General features: G+C 71.8%; 17 protein-coding genes. 14 read left to right on the top strand and 3 right to left on the bottom strand.

The window, feature by feature from the left end; all coding sequences use genetic code 11:
* Nucleotides 1-45: 45 nt before the first annotated feature.
* From ACERZO_RS01215 to ACERZO_RS01180, 8 genes are read left to right on the top strand one after another with little or no spacing between them, the layout of a single operon-like run.
* Nucleotides 46-1,434: an MFS transporter gene (locus tag ACERZO_RS01215; RefSeq protein ID WP_372660257.1), complete on the top strand. Its 1,389-nt coding sequence runs from the start codon at nt 46-48 to the stop codon at nt 1,432-1,434.
* Between the two features lie 20 nt (nt 1,435-1,454).
* Nucleotides 1,455-2,594, top strand: coding sequence for a M24 family metallopeptidase (locus tag ACERZO_RS01210; protein WP_372660255.1), 1,140 nt, complete (start codon nt 1,455-1,457; stop codon nt 2,592-2,594).
* Nucleotides 2,591-3,634 carry an aminopeptidase P family N-terminal domain-containing protein gene (locus tag ACERZO_RS01205; RefSeq protein WP_372660253.1) on the top strand — a complete coding sequence of 348 codons (1,044 nt, stop codon included), beginning with the start codon at nt 2,591-2,593 and terminating at the stop codon, nt 3,632-3,634. Before ACERZO_RS01210 ends, ACERZO_RS01205 begins: the two co-directional genes overlap by 4 nt.
* Nucleotides 3,631-4,710, top strand: a complete 1,080-nt coding sequence (locus ACERZO_RS01200; RefSeq protein ID WP_372660251.1) for an ornithine cyclodeaminase family protein — start codon at nt 3,631-3,633, stop codon at nt 4,708-4,710. Before ACERZO_RS01205 ends, ACERZO_RS01200 begins: the two co-directional genes overlap by 4 nt.
* A 26-nt stretch (nt 4,711-4,736) precedes the next feature.
* The gene (locus ACERZO_RS01195) at nt 4,737-5,249 is read left to right on the top strand and encodes a LeuD/DmdB family oxidoreductase small subunit (protein ID WP_372660249.1); all 513 of its coding nucleotides are present in this window, start codon (nt 4,737-4,739) and stop codon (nt 5,247-5,249) included.
* Nucleotides 5,246-6,526, top strand: coding sequence for an aconitase/3-isopropylmalate dehydratase large subunit family protein (locus tag ACERZO_RS01190; protein WP_372660247.1), 1,281 nt, complete (start codon nt 5,246-5,248; stop codon nt 6,524-6,526). The genes ACERZO_RS01195 and ACERZO_RS01190 overlap by 4 nt, the downstream gene beginning before the upstream one ends.
* A complete protein-coding gene (locus tag ACERZO_RS01185) occupies nt 6,523-7,770 on the top strand; it encodes a 3-isopropylmalate dehydratase large subunit (RefSeq protein ID WP_372660245.1) in 1,248 nt (415 codons plus the stop codon). Before ACERZO_RS01190 ends, ACERZO_RS01185 begins: the two co-directional genes overlap by 4 nt.
* The gene (locus ACERZO_RS01180) at nt 7,767-8,279 is read left to right on the top strand and encodes a LeuD/DmdB family oxidoreductase small subunit (protein WP_372660243.1); all 513 of its coding nucleotides are present in this window, start codon (nt 7,767-7,769) and stop codon (nt 8,277-8,279) included. Before ACERZO_RS01185 ends, ACERZO_RS01180 begins: the two co-directional genes overlap by 4 nt.
* A 26-nt stretch (nt 8,280-8,305) precedes the next feature.
* Here ACERZO_RS01180 and ACERZO_RS01175 read toward each other — a convergent pair whose 3' ends face one another.
* From ACERZO_RS01175 to ACERZO_RS01165, 3 genes are read right to left on the bottom strand one after another with little or no spacing between them, the layout of a single operon-like run.
* Entirely contained in the window at nt 8,306-8,569 is a 264-nt protein-coding gene (locus tag ACERZO_RS01175) for a DUF6510 family protein (RefSeq protein ID WP_372660241.1), read from the bottom strand.
* A gap of 1 nt (nt 8,570) precedes the next feature.
* Nucleotides 8,571-9,290 (bottom strand): ferredoxin reductase, encoded by a 720-nt coding sequence (locus tag ACERZO_RS01170; RefSeq protein WP_372660239.1) that lies wholly within the window; start codon nt 9,288-9,290, stop codon nt 8,571-8,573.
* Nucleotides 9,260-9,856: a sulfite oxidase-like oxidoreductase gene (locus tag ACERZO_RS01165; RefSeq protein WP_372660237.1), complete on the bottom strand. Its 597-nt coding sequence runs from the start codon at nt 9,854-9,856 to the stop codon at nt 9,260-9,262. Before ACERZO_RS01165 ends, ACERZO_RS01170 begins: the two co-directional genes overlap by 31 nt.
* A gap of 80 nt (nt 9,857-9,936) precedes the next feature.
* Here ACERZO_RS01165 and ACERZO_RS01160 point away from each other — a divergent pair, with 80 nt between their 5' ends.
* The 6 genes from ACERZO_RS01160 to ACERZO_RS01135 all read left to right on the top strand — a co-directional run bounded on the left by ACERZO_RS01160 (nt 9,937) and on the right by ACERZO_RS01135 (nt 16,971).
* The gene (locus ACERZO_RS01160) at nt 9,937-10,881 is read left to right on the top strand and encodes a LysR family transcriptional regulator (protein ID WP_372660235.1); all 945 of its coding nucleotides are present in this window, start codon (nt 9,937-9,939) and stop codon (nt 10,879-10,881) included.
* 71 nt (nt 10,882-10,952) lie between these two features.
* Nucleotides 10,953-12,242, top strand: a complete 1,290-nt coding sequence (locus tag ACERZO_RS01155) for an FAD-dependent oxidoreductase (protein ID WP_372660233.1) — start codon at nt 10,953-10,955, stop codon at nt 12,240-12,242.
* A 13-nt stretch (nt 12,243-12,255) separates the two neighbouring features.
* The gene (gene ilvD / locus ACERZO_RS01150) at nt 12,256-13,902 is read left to right on the top strand and encodes a dihydroxy-acid dehydratase (RefSeq protein ID WP_372660231.1); all 1,647 of its coding nucleotides are present in this window, start codon (nt 12,256-12,258) and stop codon (nt 13,900-13,902) included.
* Between the two features lie 26 nt (nt 13,903-13,928).
* Nucleotides 13,929-15,269: an MFS transporter gene (locus ACERZO_RS01145; protein ID WP_372660229.1), complete on the top strand. Its 1,341-nt coding sequence runs from the start codon at nt 13,929-13,931 to the stop codon at nt 15,267-15,269.
* A complete protein-coding gene (locus tag ACERZO_RS01140; protein ID WP_372660227.1) occupies nt 15,266-16,543 on the top strand; it encodes an aconitase X in 1,278 nt (425 codons plus the stop codon). The genes ACERZO_RS01145 and ACERZO_RS01140 overlap by 4 nt, the downstream gene beginning before the upstream one ends.
* Nucleotides 16,540-16,971 carry an aconitase X swivel domain-containing protein gene (locus ACERZO_RS01135; protein ID WP_372660225.1) on the top strand — a complete coding sequence of 144 codons (432 nt, stop codon included), beginning with the start codon at nt 16,540-16,542 and terminating at the stop codon, nt 16,969-16,971. The genes ACERZO_RS01140 and ACERZO_RS01135 overlap by 4 nt, the downstream gene beginning before the upstream one ends.
* Nucleotides 16,972-17,082: the final 111 nt, after the last annotated feature.

The raw sequence follows: 17,082 nt of genomic DNA, 5'->3' as shown, positions 1-17,082 counted from the left end.
CAGAGCGCACAACCGCTGGTCCATGCCACAGAGAGGTGGCCCGCCATGCCCCCGTCCCCCACCACCGCGTCCCGCGCGGTGCTCGCCCGGCTCGACGAGTCGGCGTTCACCGCGCGGCACCTGAGAATCTACGTGACCGTCCTCTTGGGACACTTCCTGTGCGGGTTCGTCATCAACCTGACCGGGGTGGTCCTGCCGGGCGTCGTCAAGACGTTCCACCTCACCAGCGAATCGGCCGGGGTGTTCTCCTCGGTCCTGTTCGCCGGCATGCTCGTCGGCGCGGCCGTCGCCGGCACCGTGTCCGACCGGTTCGGCCGGAAGGTGCCGCTGGCCGTCACCATCATGGTCTACGCGCTGTTCTCGCTGGCCGCCGTGTTCGCGACCGGCTTCGGCGCGCTGCTCACCTTCCGGGCGCTGCAGGGCGTCGGGCTCGGCGCGGAGATCGCCGTGGCGCTGCCCTACATCGCGGAGTTCGTGCCGTCCCGCCACCGCGGGCCGCTCGTCACCGCGGCCACGGCCGCCTGGCTGATCGGCCTGCCGACCGCCGCAGCGGTCGGGACCGCCGTGGTGCCGGTGCAGGGCTGGCGGGCGATGTTCGCGATCGCCACCGTGCCGGTGCTCGTCGGCGCCGTCATGCTGGCCACGCTGCCGGAGTCGGTGCGCTACCTGCTGCGCCGCGGCCGGCTCGCCGCCGGTACGGCGATCGTCGACACGCTCTGCCGCGGCACCGGCGCGAGCAACCCCGCCGAACACGCCGAGCCACCCGAGAGCCGGGGCACCGTGCGCACGCTCGTCGCCCGGCGCTACCTGCGCTACACCATCGCTCTCTGGTTCATGGAGGTCTGCGCCGGGGCGTTCCTCTACGGGCTGTCGACCTGGCTGCCCTCGATCCTCGAGAAACAGGGCGTCGGCCTGCTCAAGAGCTTCGGTTACACGGCGATCATCACCACGGCCGGCGTGGTCGGCGCGCTCCTGGCCGGGCAGCTGATCAACCGGATCGGCCGCCGCGTGGTGCTCGGCGCCGGGTTCGTCCTCAGTGGACTGCTGTGCCTGCTCTGGGGCACCACGTCCGCGGCCGGCGCGGTGATCCTGCTCGGCTCGCTCGCGACGTTCTTCGGCAGCGGCCTCGCCGGCAGCACGCTCTTCGCCTACGCCAGTGAGCTCTACCCGACCGCGAGCCGCGCGACCGGGCTCGGCTGGGCCGCGGCGTGGCAGAAGGTCGGCGGGCTCGTCATGCCGGCGCTGGCCGGGTTCGTCCTGGCCATGCACACCTCGCAGTTCCTGTTCTTCCTGCTCTTCGGCGTCATCTCGGTCCTCGCCGGGCTCGCCGCGCTGGTGGCGACCTTCGAGACCCGCGGCCGCACCGTCGAGCAGATCACCCGGGAGATCACCGGGGCACCCGTGGCGCCCGCGCCGACGATGGCCCGCTCCTGACCCACCCCGTGGAGGAAACCATGACGATGTCACCCGACGACGAAGCGGAGCTGCGGCTGCGGCAGCGCAAGATCCGCGCCGCGATGGCCGAGCAGGGCCTCGACGTCGTGCTCGCCTACGGCCCGGCCTGGCGGCGCGAGAACATCCGCTACTTCACCGACGTGACCCCGGCCGGCAGCGCCGCGCTCGTCGTCTTCCCGGCCGAGGGCGACGCCGTCGCCTTCTCGACGCGGCCGTCGGACCTCGCGGCGTTCACCGCGCAGGGCTGGGTCGGCGAAGCCCGCCGCCTCGACCCGGCGAACCCGGCGGAACTGGGCGTGGTCCTGAAGGAGCTGGCGCCGCGGCGCGTCGGGATCGCGCTCCACGAGCTCGTGCCGCTCGTGCTCATGGAGACGATCCGCGCCGCGGCGCCGGGCGCCGAAGTCGTCTCGGCGACGAAGCTGCTCGACACCGCCCGGCTCGTGAAGAGCGAGTGGGAACTGACCCGGATGCGGCGCAGCGCCGTGGTGTGTGCCGCGGGCTGGGAAGCGTTCGTCGACGTACTCGAACCCGGGCTGCCGGAGTACCGGATCGTCGCCGAGGTCGAGGCCCGGCTGAAGAACCTCGGCGCCGAGGACAACTTCATGCTCATCGCCTCGGGCCGCGACGAGGTCCGCGGCATGACCCCACCCGGCGACCGGCGGCTCGAAGCCGGCGACCTGGTGCGCACCGAGCTGACGCCCAAGATGGCCGGTTACTGGCTGCAGATCTGCCGCTCCGCCGTGGTGGGCACGGCCGACGACGGGCAGCACAAGTCGTTCGACCTGTTCAACGAAGCGGTCGAAGCGGGCATTTCCGTGGTGCGGCCGGGCATCACCGCGCACGAGGTCGCGGTGGCGCAGAACGACGTGTTCCGCAAGTACGGCTACGGCGAGTACTGCACGAGCGAGTACACCCGCGTGCGCGGCCACGGCCACGGCCTGCACCTCGACGAGACGCCGATCATCGAGGGCAACCACACCGTGCTGCCCGAGAACTCCGTGTTCATCATCCACCCCAACACCTACACGCCGCTGGCCGGCTACCACGTGCTCGGCGACCCGGTGCGCGTGACCGCCGACGGCTGCGAAGTGCTGATCACGACCGAACGCAAGCTGTTCGAGACAGGAGCCGTGGCGTGAAACGAGGGTTGCACGTACTCGATCCCGCGGAGGTGCCCGACCAGGAGTGGCACGACCGCGTGGCCGCGCTGCAGCGGGCCATGGCCGCGGAAGGCGTCGACGTCGCCCTCGTCTACGCCGACGTGTCGCGCTCGGACGACCTCGCCTACCTGACCAACCTGTGCCTCTACTGGAACGAGGGCGTGCTCGCGATCCCCGCAGAGGGGCCCGTCACGTTCTTGACGAAGCTGTCGCTGCGCGTGCAGAACTGGATGCGGCGCTCGTCGACGGTCACGGAGTTCGGCAGCGGCAAGAACTTCGCCGATCTCGTCGCGAAGTACGTGCAGGGCCGCGAAAACGGGACGATCGGCCTGGTCGACGCCGCGCTGTGGCCCGCCGAGGTGGCCGGCGAGATCGTCGCCGCCGTACCCGACTGGGAGGTCCGCCGCCTCGGCGGGCTGGTGCGCGAGCAGCGGCTGGTGCCGTCGGCGGCCGAGACCGAGCTGCTGCGGGCAGCAGGCCGGATCCTGGACGACGCCGCGGCGAAGGCGACGGTCGCGGGCAGCACCGCGGGCAGCCGCGTCGAGACCGTGGAACGCGCGTTGCGCGGCAGCGGGTTCCTCGACCTGTACCCCCTCTCGCTGTCCACTTCGGACGGTGTGACGTCCTTCGCCGTCACCGGCCAGTACCGGATGAACTGGATCCACGCCAGCCGCGTGCTCGACGACGGCGGCTGGCCTGACGCGCTGAAAGAAGCCCTCGCGAAGGCGATCAGCGCGGCCAAGGCCGGCGCCACCCTCGGCGCCCTCGCCGAGGCCGCGGCGCCCGCGCTGGCGAAGCTGCCCGAAGGCGCGAAGACCGAGGTCCGCTGGGTCAACCAGGCGGACCTGTCCACCGCGGGCGAATTCCGCGCCCAGGACCCCGCCACCGTCCTGGCCGACGGCGAGGCGGGCGCGGTGTCCGTGGCGGTCGCGTTCGCCGACGGCGGCACCGCGGTCGTGGCCGAAACCGTTCGCGTCACCGACGGCGAACCCGAACACCTGACAGGAGCACACCGGTGAGGATCCTTTCCAACGGCGACATCGAGCAGGTGCTCACCGCCGGCGAAACGCTCGACGCGCTCGAAACCGCGTACCAGGAGCTGAACTCCGGCCAGGGCGCCAACCGGCCGCGCAACCACACGTACTTCCCGGTCGAGGACAGCCGCCACCCCGGCTTCCGCTTCCGGTTCAAGTCCCAGGAGGGCGGCAACGTCTCCAGCGGCGTGTGGGCGTTGCGGATCACGTCCGACATCGCCGGCGTCGAGACGCTGCCGAGCGGCGTGCAGCGGCGGCGGCTCATCCCGGCCGCGCCCGGCGGCCGGTACGTCGGGCTCGTCACGCTCTACAGCCTGACCACTCTGGAACCCCTGGCCATCATGCACGACAGCTTCATCCAGAAGATGCGCGTCGGCGCCACTTCCGCGCTCGGCATCCGCGAACTGGCCGATCCGGACGCCACGGTCGCCGGGATGTTCGGCTCCGGCTGGCAGGCCGAGGCACACCTCGAATGCCTGCTCATGGTCCGGCCGGGCATCGAAGAGGTCCGCGTCTACAGCCCGACGGCCGAGCACCGCGAGGAGTTCGCGCGCGTGTGGAGCGAAAAGACGGGCCGCAAGATCGTGGCCGTCGACGAACGGCGTGACGCGGTGGCGGGCTGCCAGATCGTCACGTGCGCCACCGCGGCCATGGAACCGTGCTTCGACGGCGCGTGGATCGATCCCGGCACGCACGTCACGGCGATCACCTCCCCCGACGGCACGGCCACCCGGCGCGAACTCGACGACACGACGTTCGACCGCGCGGCGCGCATCACCGTGCTCTCGCGCGAGCAGGTGCACCACGACAAGCAGTACGACATCCTCGGGCCCGTCGAACGCGGGCTGCTGGCGTGGGACGACATCCGCGAACTGGGCGACCTGCTGCTCGGTGAGGCACCCGGCCGCACCAGTCCCGACGACATCACCGTGTTCGCCAACAACACCGGCATGGGCATCCAGTTCGCGGCGGTCTGCGCCCGGGCGCTCGCGCTGGCCGAGGAGCGCGATCTCGGGAACACCGTGCCGACCGACTGGTTCCTCGAGGAAACCAGCCCCTGACCGGAACTTCGAACGGAGACGCATCCATGGGCAGTGCACACCGCGTCGGGGGCCGGGTCATCACCTTCGGCGAAAACGTGAACACCGACGTCATCATCCCCGGCCGCTACCTCGTCAGCATCGACCCGGCGGAACTCGCCGAGCACGCTTTCGAGCCGCTGGGGCCGGAAACGCAACACCGGCTGCGGGCCAGCGACGTCGTCGTCGCCGGGCGCAACTTCGGCTGCGGCAGCGCGCGGGAGCAGGCGGCCACGTGCCTGATCGGCGCGGGGATCAAGGCGGTCGTCGCGGCCTCCTTTTCCCGCGTGTTCTTCCGCAACGCGATCAACACCGGGCTCGTCGCGGTCGAGTCGCCCGCCGCGGCGGAAGCGGCCGCCGACGGCAGCGAGCTGTGGGTCGACTACGACGCGGGCACGGTCGAAACGGGCGGGCAGACCTTCCCGTTCAGCCCGTACCCACCGGTACTGCGGGAGATCATGGCCGACGGCGGCCTGATCCCGCACCTGATGGCGAGCTTCGCCGCGGGAGGAACGAAATGACCGGCAAGACCTTCGCGCAGAAGGCGATCGAACGGGCGTCCGCGGTCACGGACCTCGTGCCCGGGCAGATCGTCGACGCGTACCCGGACCTCTACATGAGCCACACCGCGAGCTGGCGGTGCATCCGGACGTTGGAGAAGATGGGCGTCGAAAAGCTCTTCGACGTCGACCGCGTGGCGATGGTGATGGACCACCTCTCCCCCGCCATGAACGCGAAGACGGCCGCCGACCACGCGCTGTGCCGCGAGTTCGCGAAGAAGCTGGGCGTGAAGAACTTCTTCGACGTCAACAGCGGGATCGCGCACATCGTCCTGATGGAGCACGGGCTCGTGCGGCCCGGGCAGTTCATCATCGGCACCGACTCGCACTCCACGATCTACGGCGCGCTGGGCGCCTTCGGCACCGGCGTCGGGTTCAGCGAGATCACCGCCGCGTGGGTCACCGGCAAGCTGTGGGTCAAGGTGCCCGAGTCGGTCCGCGTGGTCATCGAGGGCGACCTCGCCCCCGGCGTGTACGCCAAGGACGTGATGCTCAAGCTCATCGGCGACCTCGGCGCCGACGGGCTTACCTACGAGTCGGCCGAGTTCTCCGGCTCCTACGTCGAGGGCATGTCCGTGTCGGAACGCATGACGTTCTGCAACCTGGCCATGGAAATGGGCGCCAAGAACGCCTACGTGGCCCCGGACGCGACCACGCTCGCCTACCTCGACGAGGCCCGGGTGCCGCGCGACGAGCTGGACATCCTGCTGCCCGACGAAGACGCGACCTACCGGACCACGGTCACCCTCGACGGGCCGGCGCTGGCGCCGCAGATCGCCGTGCCGCACACGGTCGACAACGTCGTCGGCGTCGGCGACGTCGCCGGGACCAAGCTCGACCAGGTGTTCATCGGCTCGTGCGCCAACGCCAAGTACGACGACCTCGTGATCGCGGCCGACGTGCTCGCCGGCCACCGGGTCGCGCCGGGCCTGCGGCTCATCGTGACCCCCGCGTCGGCGAAGATCATGGCGAAGGCGGCGGAGAACGGCGTGCTGACGAAGCTCATCGACGCCGGCGCGATGATCACGAACCCGGGTTGCGGCGCGTGCGCGGGCAACGGCGGCGCGATGGCCGACGGCGAGACCACGCTGTCCACCGCCAACCGCAACTTCCAGGGCCGCATGGGCAGTTACGACTCGAAGATCTTCCTGTCGAGCCCGGCGACGGCCGCGGCTTCGGCGATCCGCGGGGTCATCACCGACCCGCGTGAGATCGTGGCGACGGCGGTGGTCGCGTGAACCTCGTCGAAAAGATCCTCGCCCGCGCGAGCGGCCGCGAGTCGGTGGAGCCCGGCGAGATCGTCGTGGCGAAGGTCGACCGGCTGATCATGCACGACCTGTCCGGATACCTGACGTCGCAGGTGTACGAGAAGCGCGTGAACGCGCCCATCCCCGACCCCGAGCGGGCCGTGCTGGTGTTCGACCACCACTTCGCCCCGCCGACCGAGCAGCAGGCCGACGTGCTGCGGCACAACCGGGAGTGGGCGCGCAAGCACGGGCTCACGCTGTACGACTGCGGCAACGGCAACCTGCACCACGCGGTCGTCCGGAATGGACACGTCAAGCCGGGCATGATCGTGGTCGGTTCCGACAGCCACACGCCCGTGCACGGGACGCTGGGCGCGCTCGCCGTGGCGCTGGGCAACGACTCGCACGCCGGTACCGTGCTGCCGTACGGCACCGCCTGGTTCAAGGTGCCCGAGACGAGCCGGGTCCACCTCGACGGCACCCCGAAGCCGGGGGTGACACCGCGCGACGTCGCGCTGTGGCTCGTCGGCCGCATCGGCGAAGGCGAGCTGAACTACCGGGCCGTCGAGTTCGGCGGGCCGTACGTGCGCGGACTGTCCTTTTGGGACCGGTGGCTCTTCCCGCTGCTGTGCGTGGACCTCGGGGCGAAGTGCAGCTTCGTCGAGCCGGACGAGGTGACCGAGGCGTTCGTGCGGACGCTGCCGGGCGACGGGCCGGACCTGCTGGTGCGCGGCGACGGCGGAGAGGCGGCGCAGGTGCTGCGCTTCGACGTCGGCGAGGTGGACCCGCAGGTCGCGTGCCCACCGACCGTGGGCAACGTCAAGCCGGTCACGGAGGTGGCGGGCACGCCGATCCAGTACGCGGAGCTGGGCGGCCACGGCGGCGGCCGGCTCGAGGACTTCCGCGCGGCGGCCGGGGTGCTCGCCGGGCGCCGGGTCCACCCGGACGTCCGGTTCCACCTCGTGCCGTCCAGCCGCGAGGTGTTCGCGGAGGCGGCGCGGGAAGGGCTGGTGCTCGCGCTGCACGAGGCGGGCGCGACGTGGTTCCCGCCGAGCACGGGCTCGAACCAGGCGTACAACATGGGCGCGCTGGCCTCGGACGAGGCGATGATCTCGACGCACGCCCGCAACTTCCCGGGCCGCAACGGGAGTCCCGACGCGTCGATGTACCTGGCGTCGTCGGAGACCGTCGCCGCGTCGGCCGTGGCGGGCGTGATCGCAGGGAGGACCGCGTGAAGTTCGAAGGCCGCTGCTGGCGGTTCGGGGACAACATCCCGACCGACCGGCTCGTGAAGACGCAGTACGTGTTCGAACCGATGGACGTGCTGGTGCAGCACGTCCTGGAGGACCTGAACCCGGAGTTCCCGAAGAAGGTGCAGCCGGGCGACATCGTGTTCGCGGGCAAGCACTTCGGGCAGTCGTCGGGCCGCGCGATCGCCACGAAAGCCCTGCAGGCGACCGGGATCGGCTGTGTGGTGGCGGAGACGTTCGCGCGGACGTTCTACCGCAACTGCTTCGAGATCGGCCTGCCCGCGCTGGAGATCGGCCTCAACCCCGACCTGGCGGCCGACGGCGACCGGGTCCGGGTGGACCTCACCCGCGGCGAGTTCACGAACTTGACGACGGGCACGACCGTCCGCGGGGCGGCGGCCGACCCGTTCCTCGTGGACATGCTCGAGGCGGGCGGGTTGATCAGCTTCGCCAAGAACCGGCCGGAGGTGTTCCGCCAGGACAGTCACCGCTGAGGGATCCCCGCGGGCAGCGACTCCGGTCAGCCGGTCGTCAGGCGCAGCGTGGCGATCCCGCGCATGTCGAGCGTGGCCCCGGAGGGGACTTCGGCGTACCGCAGCAGCACCTGGTCGCAGCCGGGGCACCGCGCGATGTACCCCATCGGGGCGCCGTACACCGCCGCCGCGGCGAGGCGATCGGTCCGGCCGCACCCGGCGCACACCGCCGTCGCGCTCGTGACGTCGGCGGTGAACACGCTGCTCAGGGGCCCGGCCAGGACGTTGCCGTCGATGTGTGCGTCCGTCATTTCACCCTCCGCTCGCTCCGAACCGCTCCGCGCGCACGCGGCCGGGATCGTGCCCGGCGTCGACCAGCAACCCGGTGACCGTCTCGACGAACGGCGTCGGCCCGCACACGTAGCAGGTCGGCGCGTCGTCCGCGGGCAGCCCGTACGCCTTCAGGTCCGCCGCGTCGATCCGGTGGGGCGCGCGTTCGACGCCGTCCGGTGCTTCCCGCGTGTACAGCACGACCGTCTCCGGACCGCTCAGTTCGCCGGCGAAGTACACGTCGGCCGGGGTCCGGACCGAGTAGAGCAACCGGAACGCCGGGCGGGCCCGCACCATCGCCATCAGCGGGGCGACCCCCGAGCCGCCGCCGATCAGCAGCACCGGCTCCGGCTGCTCGGGCCGCCACACGAACCAGCCGCCGAGCGGGCCGAGCACCTCGACGACGTCGCCGACCTCGATGTCGCGCACGAGGTAGGGCGAGACCTCCCCGTCGGGCACCAGCTGGACGGTGATCTCGATGAACTCGCCGTCGGCGGGCGCGGACAGCGAGTAGCTGCGCTGCGCGGTGTAGCCGTCCTCGGCGGTGAGCCGGAGGTCGACGTGCTGCCCGGCGAGGTGGCCCGGCCAGTTCGGCACGGCGAACCGGAGGGTGCGCGCGGTGGCCGTCTCGTCGCGGGTTCCGACGAGCCGGGCGGTCCGGCGGCGGTGGCCTAGTCGCCGTCGTAGCGTTGTTCCTGCCACGGGTCTCCGTAGTTGTGGTAGCCGAGCTGTTCCCAGAAGCCGGGCTCGTCGTCGGGCAGCAGTTGCAGGCCGCTGACCCACTTGGCCGACTTCCAGAAGTACAGGTGCGGCACGAGCAGCCGCGCGGGGCCGCCGTGCACCGGTTCGAGGGGCTCGCCGTCGAACTCGTAGGCGATCCACGCCTTGCCGTCGAGCAGGTCCTCCAGCGGGAGGTTCGTGGTGTAGCCGCCGGAACTGTGCACCAGCGCGTAGTCGGCGGCGGTCTCGACGTCGGCCAGCAGCACGTCGAGCGACACCCCGCGCCAGGTCGTGCCGAGCTTCGACCAGCGGGTCACGCAGTGGATGTCGACGGTCGGCTCCTCGGCGGGCAGCGCCATCAGGCCGGCCCAGCTCCACGACGTCCGCTCCCCGGTTTCCGTGGTGACCGTGAACGACCAGTCGTCGACGGTCACCGGCGGGGTCGGCCCCGCGGACAGGACGGGGAAGTCGTCGGTGAGGTACTGACCCGGCGGAAGGTCGGCGTCGCGCTCGCGCCGCCCCTGGAACCCCCGGCTGAAGACGGCCAAGGCACTCCCCTCTCGTCGGGAGCCACCCTAACCCGCCACGGCGGCCCCGAGGGGGTGTCAGTCTGATTTATAGTCCCCCCGTGGCGAGGCACTCCGCGGTCCACCTGGCGAACCTGGACCTCAACCTGCTCGTCGTCCTGCGGGAGCTGCTCGGCGAGCGGAACGTCACCCGCGCGGCGGCCCGGCTCGGCGTGTCGCAGCCCGCGGCCAGTGCCGCGCTCGGCCGGTTGCGGCGGCACTTCGGCGACGAGCTGCTCGTGCGGTCCGGGAACGGCTACGTCCTTTCCGCGCTCGCCACGCAGCTGGCCGACCAGGTCGAAGCCGTGTGCACCGGCGCGGAACGGCTCTTCGGCACCGGTCACGACTTCGACCCCGGCGCGTCCGCCCGCGAGTTCACGCTCGTCATGGCGGACTACACGATCGAGGTCCTCGGCTCGCGGCTGTCCGCGCTGCTCGCGGCGCGGGCGCCGGACGTCCGGCTGCACGTCCGGCTGGTCCGGGAGGCCTTCGCCAGCGACATCGCCGACACGATCCGGCTGATCGACGGCATGGTCGCGCCCCCGGTCAGCCGGTTCGAGCTGCCCGACGTGCGATCCGTCGAGTTGTTCACCGACCGGTGGGTCTGCGTCGTCGACGCGGCGAACCCGTCGGTGCAGGGCGACGAACTCAGCCTCGAGCAGCTCGCCGCACTGCCGTGGGTCGCGCCGTTCCAGCCGGACCGCGGATTCCCGCCCGCCGCGCCGATGGGCCGGCAGCTCGCGCTCTTCGGCATCCAGCCGCGCATCCGGGTCCGCGTCGAGAGCTACCAGGCCGTGCCCCGCTTCGTCGCGGGCACCGACCGCGTCGCGCTGCTGCAGGAACGCCTCGCGACGCGCGTCGCCGACCGGCTCGGCCTGCGGATCCTGCCGTGTCCCGGCGATCCGGAACCGATCGTCGAACGGTTCTGGTGGCACGCCGGGCACGACGGCGACCCGGCCCACCACTGGCTCCGGACCGTGCTGACCGACCTCGCGCGGCAGCTATAACCCACCCTGATACCTCCGCAGCGCGATTCTCTATTTCCGGGGCCCCGGCAGCCCGACCTAGCGTGTGAGCCATGCCGCACCCCCTCACCGAGCTGAAGGTCCACACCGTCCGCAAGCCCGCCGGTTCCGCCGCCCACCAGGTCTCCGCCGACGTCTGCGTCGTCGGCGCCGGCATCGCCGGGCTGTCCGCGGCCATCGAGTCCGCCCGGCTCGGCCGCGACGTCGTGCTCGTCGACGCGCTGCCGGTGCTCGGCGGCCAGATGGTCAACTCGCTGATCGGGTTGTTCTGCGGGGTCTTCGGCAACGCCCCGGACTACCACCAGCTGACGCACGGGATCTTCGACGACATCTTCCGCGACCTGGGTGCCACGGGCGACCTGTTCCGCCAGCGGCGGCACACGCTCACCGTCGGCTACGACGAGGTGGTGCTCGGCCGGTGGGTCGAAGACACCGTGCGGGAGCACGGCATCCGGGTGATCACCGGCGCGTCGATCACCGGCGTCGTCCGGAGTGGCGACCGCGTCGAGTCGGTCACCTTCGCCACCCGCTACGGCCCGGTGGACGTCGACGCCACCGGGTTCGTCGACGCGAGCGGGGACGCGTCCCTGATCTGGGAGGCGGGCCTGCCCTGCCGCCTGCCGGAGCGCGAGATCTACGGCTCGCAGCAGCTCGTCGTCGAGCACGTCGCCGAGGAGGCCGCGCCGGAGCCGGACGAGCTGGCCGAGCGCGTCGGTGCGAAAGCCGCCCAGTACGGCCTGCGCCGGCACGACGGCCTCGCCTTCCACTTCCCCGGCCGGGGCACCGCGGTGCTCAACATGACGCACATCGAGGCGCCCCTCGAACCGATCGCCGCGGCGCAAGCCCAGCTCGAAGGCAAGGCCCAGGCCGACCGCGTGGTGGCGTTCCTGCGCGCGGAGTTCCCCGAGGCGTTCGGCCGCGCCCGCGTCCGGGCCTACGGGCTGCCCGGCCGGCGGCAGACGCGCTGGGCGCAGGGGCTGCACCAGCTGACCATCGACGAGGTGCGGGCCGGCACCCGCTTCCCCGACGCCGTCGCGCGGACCGCGTGGCCGGTGGAACTGCACGACAGCCCCGAAGGCTACGTCTGGGAGACGTTCGGGCCCGGGCACGTGCACTACGTCCCGCTGCGCTCGATGACACCGCCGGATGTCCACAACGTCCTGGTCGCCGGCCGGTGCGTCGACGGCGACGCGGCCGCGTTGTCGAGCGTGCGCGTGATGGGCCCGTGCGGGGCGATGGGCATGGCCGCCGCGCACGCCCTGGACCTGGCCGGGAAGGACAGCGTGCACGACGTCGACCACGGCGAGCTCGGCGCCCGCCTGGTCCGCAACCTCGAGTCCTGACCGGAGGAAAGCCATGGTCCGCAGCGACTTCCCGCCCGGCACGGTCCGCTGGGCCACCCGGCGCGCCCAGTGGCGCGCCCTCGGGCTCACCGACGAAGACCTCCGCAAGCCGAAGATCGCCGTCGTCAACTCCTCGTCGGACCTGGCGATCTGCTTCAGCCACCTCGACGCGATCGCGGCCCGGGTCAAGAACGGGATCGCCGCCGCCGGCGGGCTGGCGTTCGAGGTGCGCACCACCGCACCGAGCGACTTCATCCACTCGGCCGGGCACGGCGGCGGGTACATCCTGTCGGCGCGCGACCTCATCGTGAACGACATCGAAGTCGGAGTCGAGGGCGCGCAGCTGGACGGCATGGTGTGCCTGGCCAGCTGCGACAAGACCGCGCCGGCCCAGCTGATGGCCGCCGGGCGGCTGGACCTCCCGACGCTGCTCGTGGCCTGCGGCTACCAGCCCAGCGGGTGCTTCCGCGGCGGTCACTGCGACATCGAGGACGTCTTCCTCCACGCCTGCGGGACATCCACTGTGGACGAGCTCGCCGAGATGAGCGACGGCGCCGTCGGCGGCCCGGGCGTGTGCCCGGGCATGGGCACGGCCAACTCGATGCACGTCGTCGCCGAAGCACTCGGCATGACGCTGCCCGGCACCACCCCCGTCGCGGCGAACTCGCCGTCGATGTGGGCCGCGGCCGACGCCGCCGCGGCGCGGATCGTGGAGATGGTGGCGGAGGACCTGCGCCCGCGCCGGATCATGACGGCCGCCGCGTTCGGCAACGCCGTCCGCGTCGCCCTGGCGGTCGGCGCGTCGATCAACACCGTGAAGCACCTCCAAGCGGTGGCTGAAGAGTCCGATGTGGACATCGACGTCCTCGGCCTGTACGCCGAGCTGGGCCGCGACACCCCGGTGGTGTCGGCGATCCGGCCGAACGGGCCGCACCTCATCGAGCAGTTCGAGGCCGCGGGCGGCGCGCGAGCGGTCATGAAGCAGCTCGGCGACCTCATCGACCCGGTGCCGCTGACCGTGAGCGGCGTTTCGGTGGGTGACAACCTGTCCGCGGCCGAAGTCACGGACGCGGAAGTGATCCGCCCGGCCGACCGTCCCTTTGCGACAGAGCCGTTGATCGTGGTCCTGCGCGGATCGCTCACTCCCGACGGCGGCATCGTCAAGCTCGCGGTCGGCGACGCGCGCCCGGCCGCGTTCACCGGCCCGGCCCGCTGCTTCGAAAGCCAGGAAGCCGCGGTCGCCGCCCTGGCGGACGGCGGCATCACCACCGGGGACGTCGTGGTCGTCCGCGGGCTCGGGCCGCGCGGCCGGCCCGGCATGGGGATGGCGTCGCAGATCGTCTTCGCCCTCGACCGCGCCGGGCTCACCGGCGAAGTCGCGGTGGTCACCGACGGCCAGCTGTCCGGGCTCGTCAACCGCGGCATCGTCGTCGGCGAGGTCCGTCCCGAAGCCGCCGACGGCGGGCCGCTGTCCCTCGTCCGCGACGGCGACACCGTCCACATCGACCTGCCCGGGCGGGTGTGCGAACTGCGCGTCGACCCCGCCGACCTCGCCGCGCGGCGCCCGGAACCCGTGGCGGACCACCACGAAACCGGCTGGCTGTCGGTCTACCGGCGCACCGTGCGCCCGCTCGGCCGAGGAGCCGTGCTCCGCCCCTAGCGCTCCCCCAAGATCAGGAGGCCGCAATGACGCCGCCCGAAGTCCCCCCATCCACCGTCATCACCGAGGCCGACGAACGGCGCTCCGCGCGCGGTGGCGCGTTCTCGATGTTCGTCGACAGCTTCGACGTGTACCTCCCGGCGCTCGTGCTGCCGGCCGCCATGGCGTACTTCATGCCCGCGAACCTGTCGCCGGCGATCCGCGCGACGTTCACCACGCTGCTGTTCACGGTCGGGCTGCTCGCGCGGCCGATCGGCAGCGTCATCTTCGGCAACCTGTCCGACCGGATCGGGCGCAAGCCCGTCACCATGATCAGCGGGTGGGGCTTCACGATCGTCACCCTGCTCATCGGGCTGCTGCCCGGCTTCGCGGCGTGGAACTACGGCGCGATCGCCGTGTTCGCCGTGCTGCGGCTGATCGGCGGGATCTTCCTCGCCGGTGGCTACGCCGCCCCGATGCCCCTGGCGCTGGAACAGGCCGAGCCCGCGCGGCGCGGCCGGGTCGGCGGGCTCATCGGCGTCGGCGCGCCCGGCTCGTTCCTGGTGATCAACCTGCTCCTGCTCGGCCTGCTCGACGTGCTGCCCCACGGCGGTTTCCTGGCCTGGGGCTGGCGGATCCCGTTCTTCCTCGGGTTCGTGCTCGGCCTGGTCTACCTGTGGCACTACCGCGGCGTGAAGGAGGACGACTCGGTGTTCCGGCAGCGCCGCACGGGACGGCAGCCGGTGGCGGAGCTGTTCACCACCCACCGCGCGCTGTTCTTCAGCGTCTTCCTGTTCACCTGCGGGTACTGGTTCGCCACCCAGATGTCGGTGTCGTTCCTGCCGACGCTGCTGGTGCAGGTGCTGGACCAGAGCCCGCGGCTGTCGTCCACAGTGGAGATCATCAGCTCGGTCGTCACGATCGTGCTGATCCTGGTGCTCGCCGCGGTCGGCCAGCGGATCGGCAGGCGGACGCTGCTGATGCGCTGGGCGCTCGTGCTCACGTTCGTCGTGGGCGGCGCGTTCGCGGTGCTGGCGGTGGCGGCCCGGGCCGGGGCGCCCGCGTGGCTGATCGGGCTGATCGCCGTGGTGGCGAAGGTCCTGCCGTCCGCGCCGCTCGGCGTCATCCTGGTATACCTCAACGAGCGGTTCCCGGCGTCCGTGCGGGCGAGCGGCTACGGCATCGGCTACATGTTCGGGCTGATCCTGCCCGGGCTCTACACGTTCTGGCTGCTCGCGCTCAGCTCGATCATGCCCTACGAGTTCACGCCGATCGCGTTGATCGTCTTCGGTGGCCTGCTGATGTTCGAGGCCGTGCGGCGGGGCCCGGAGACCAACGACGTCGCCGATCCGGCCCCGGCGGTCTCCCGGCAGGAGGTCGCGCGGTGATCCTGACCGACGACGAGAAGGCGATGCGCGACGGCGCCGACGGGCCGGCCGTGGCGGCGGCCATGGACCTGCTCGTCCGCTACGGCGAGGCGCTGGGCGCGGAACACCTGTGCGACACCCGCAACGTCGCCGGCACGAGCACCCAGCCGTCGCCGGTGAAGGCGAAGCTGGTGGCCGAAGGCGGCTGGAACAAGGCGTTCGCGGTGCTCAACCTCGACTGCGACGACGTCGTCGAGATCCCCGACATGCGGGTGCCGACGTGCCAGCTGCAGCAGGGGTTCGGCCCGGACTCGGTCGGCGTGGTGCCGTACCCGAAGGAGTTCGTCGAGCTGCAGAGCGACGCCGAGGCGTTCTACGGGCGGCGCGGGGTGAACATCCTCGCCACCTGCACGCCGTACCAAGTCGGTAACCTCCCGGTCCGCGGCGAGCACTGCGCGTGGATGGAGTCGTCGGCGGTCGTGTACGCCAACTCCGTGCTCGGTGCCCGGACCAACTGCGAAGGCGGGACGTCGACCGGCGCGGCGTCGCTGACCGGCAAGATCCCGTGCTGGGGCAACCACCTGCCCGAGAACCGGTTCGGCACGCACCTCGTCGAGGTGGACGCGGGCGTCCGCGACTTCATGGACTGGGGCATGCTGGGCTACTTCGCGGGCGGGCTGGTCCAGGACGAACGCCCGGTGGTCACCGGCGCTTACCCGCGTCCCGATCTCGTCGACCTCAAGCACTTCGGGGCGGCCGCCGCGTCTTCCGGCGGGGTCGAGCTGTACCACCTGCCCGGGATCACGCCCGAGGCGCCGACGGTCGAGGCGGCCTTCCGCGGCCGCCCGCCCGTCGCTATCCACTATGGACTCCGGGAGCGGCGTGCGGTCTACGAGACGTTGAACGACCAGGGCCGCTCGACCGACGTCGACTTCGTGCTGCTGGGCTGCCCGCACGCGTCGATCGACCAGATCCGCGCCGCCGCCCGGGCCCTGGACGGCAAGCGGCTGCACTCGGGAACGCAGCTGTGGATCATGGCACCCCGGGCGCTCAAGGCGGTCGCGGACCGCAGCGGCTACACGGCCGTGATCGAGGCCGCGGGTGGGCGGCTGCTCGCCGACTCGTGCCCGGCGATGTCCCGCGTCGCCCCGCCGGGCACCCGCGTGTTCGCCACCGACTCGGCGAAGCAGGCGCACTACCTGCCCGCGATCCTCGGGATCGAGGCGTGGTTCGGTTCGCTGGCGGACTGCGTGGACGCGGCGGTCACCGGACGCTGGCGAGGCGACCTCCGATGACGATCCTGCGCGGCCGGACGATCGTCCCCGGCGTCGTCGAGGGCGAAGCACTGGTGTCCCACGAGACGATCTCGGGCTGGGGCGGCATCGACCCGGCCACGGGAACGATCATCGAGCGCCGCCACGAGCTGCACGGGGTGTGCTTCACGGGGAAGATCCTCGTCTTCCCGAGCGCGAAGGGATCGTCGGGCTGGTCGGGGTTCTTCCAGTCGACCCGCCTGCTCGGCACGGCGCCACTGGGCATGATCTTCACGGTGGTGACGACGAAGGTGGCATTGGGCGCGGTGGTGACCCGGGTACCGGCCCTGAGCGACTTCGACGACGACCCGGTCGAGGTGATCCACACCGGCGACCGGCTCCGCCTCGACGCCGACCACGGGTTCGTCGAGATCACACGGAAATCCCGGCGGGCTCCTGGACCGGGGTGACGCCGCCGCGCCGGGAGCATCGACGCCGGCGATGTCCGGGTGCTCGTGCACGGTGATGCCGAGCCGGTCGAACGCCTTGCGCAGGTGACGCTGGGCCTTCTCGCTCAGCCA

Source organism: Amycolatopsis kentuckyensis (genome assembly GCF_041679295.1).
Taxonomy (GTDB): domain Bacteria; phylum Actinomycetota; class Actinomycetes; order Mycobacteriales; family Pseudonocardiaceae; genus Amycolatopsis; species Amycolatopsis kentuckyensis_A.
This window is presented reverse-complemented; position numbering and strand designations above follow the sequence as displayed.

Coding starts and splice junctions, on each gene's coding strand:
- ACERZO_RS01215 (WP_372660257.1), top strand. CDS start 46: ATGCCCCCGTCCCCCACCACCGCGTCCCGCGCGGTGCTCGCCCGGCTC.
- ACERZO_RS01210 (WP_372660255.1), top strand. CDS start 1,455: ATGACGATGTCACCCGACGACGAAGCGGAGCTGCGGCTGCGGCAGCGC.
- ACERZO_RS01195 (WP_372660249.1), top strand. CDS start 4,737: ATGGGCAGTGCACACCGCGTCGGGGGCCGGGTCATCACCTTCGGCGAA.
- ACERZO_RS01190 (WP_372660247.1), top strand. CDS start 5,246: ATGACCGGCAAGACCTTCGCGCAGAAGGCGATCGAACGGGCGTCCGCG.
- ACERZO_RS01175 (WP_372660241.1), bottom strand. CDS start 8,569: ATGACGGACGCACACATCGACGGCAACGTCCTGGCCGGGCCCCTGAGC.
- ACERZO_RS01155 (WP_372660233.1), top strand. CDS start 10,953: ATGCCGCACCCCCTCACCGAGCTGAAGGTCCACACCGTCCGCAAGCCC.
- ilvD (WP_372660231.1), top strand. CDS start 12,256: ATGGTCCGCAGCGACTTCCCGCCCGGCACGGTCCGCTGGGCCACCCGG.
- ACERZO_RS01145 (WP_372660229.1), top strand. CDS start 13,929: ATGACGCCGCCCGAAGTCCCCCCATCCACCGTCATCACCGAGGCCGAC.
- ACERZO_RS01135 (WP_372660225.1), top strand. CDS start 16,540: ATGACGATCCTGCGCGGCCGGACGATCGTCCCCGGCGTCGTCGAGGGC.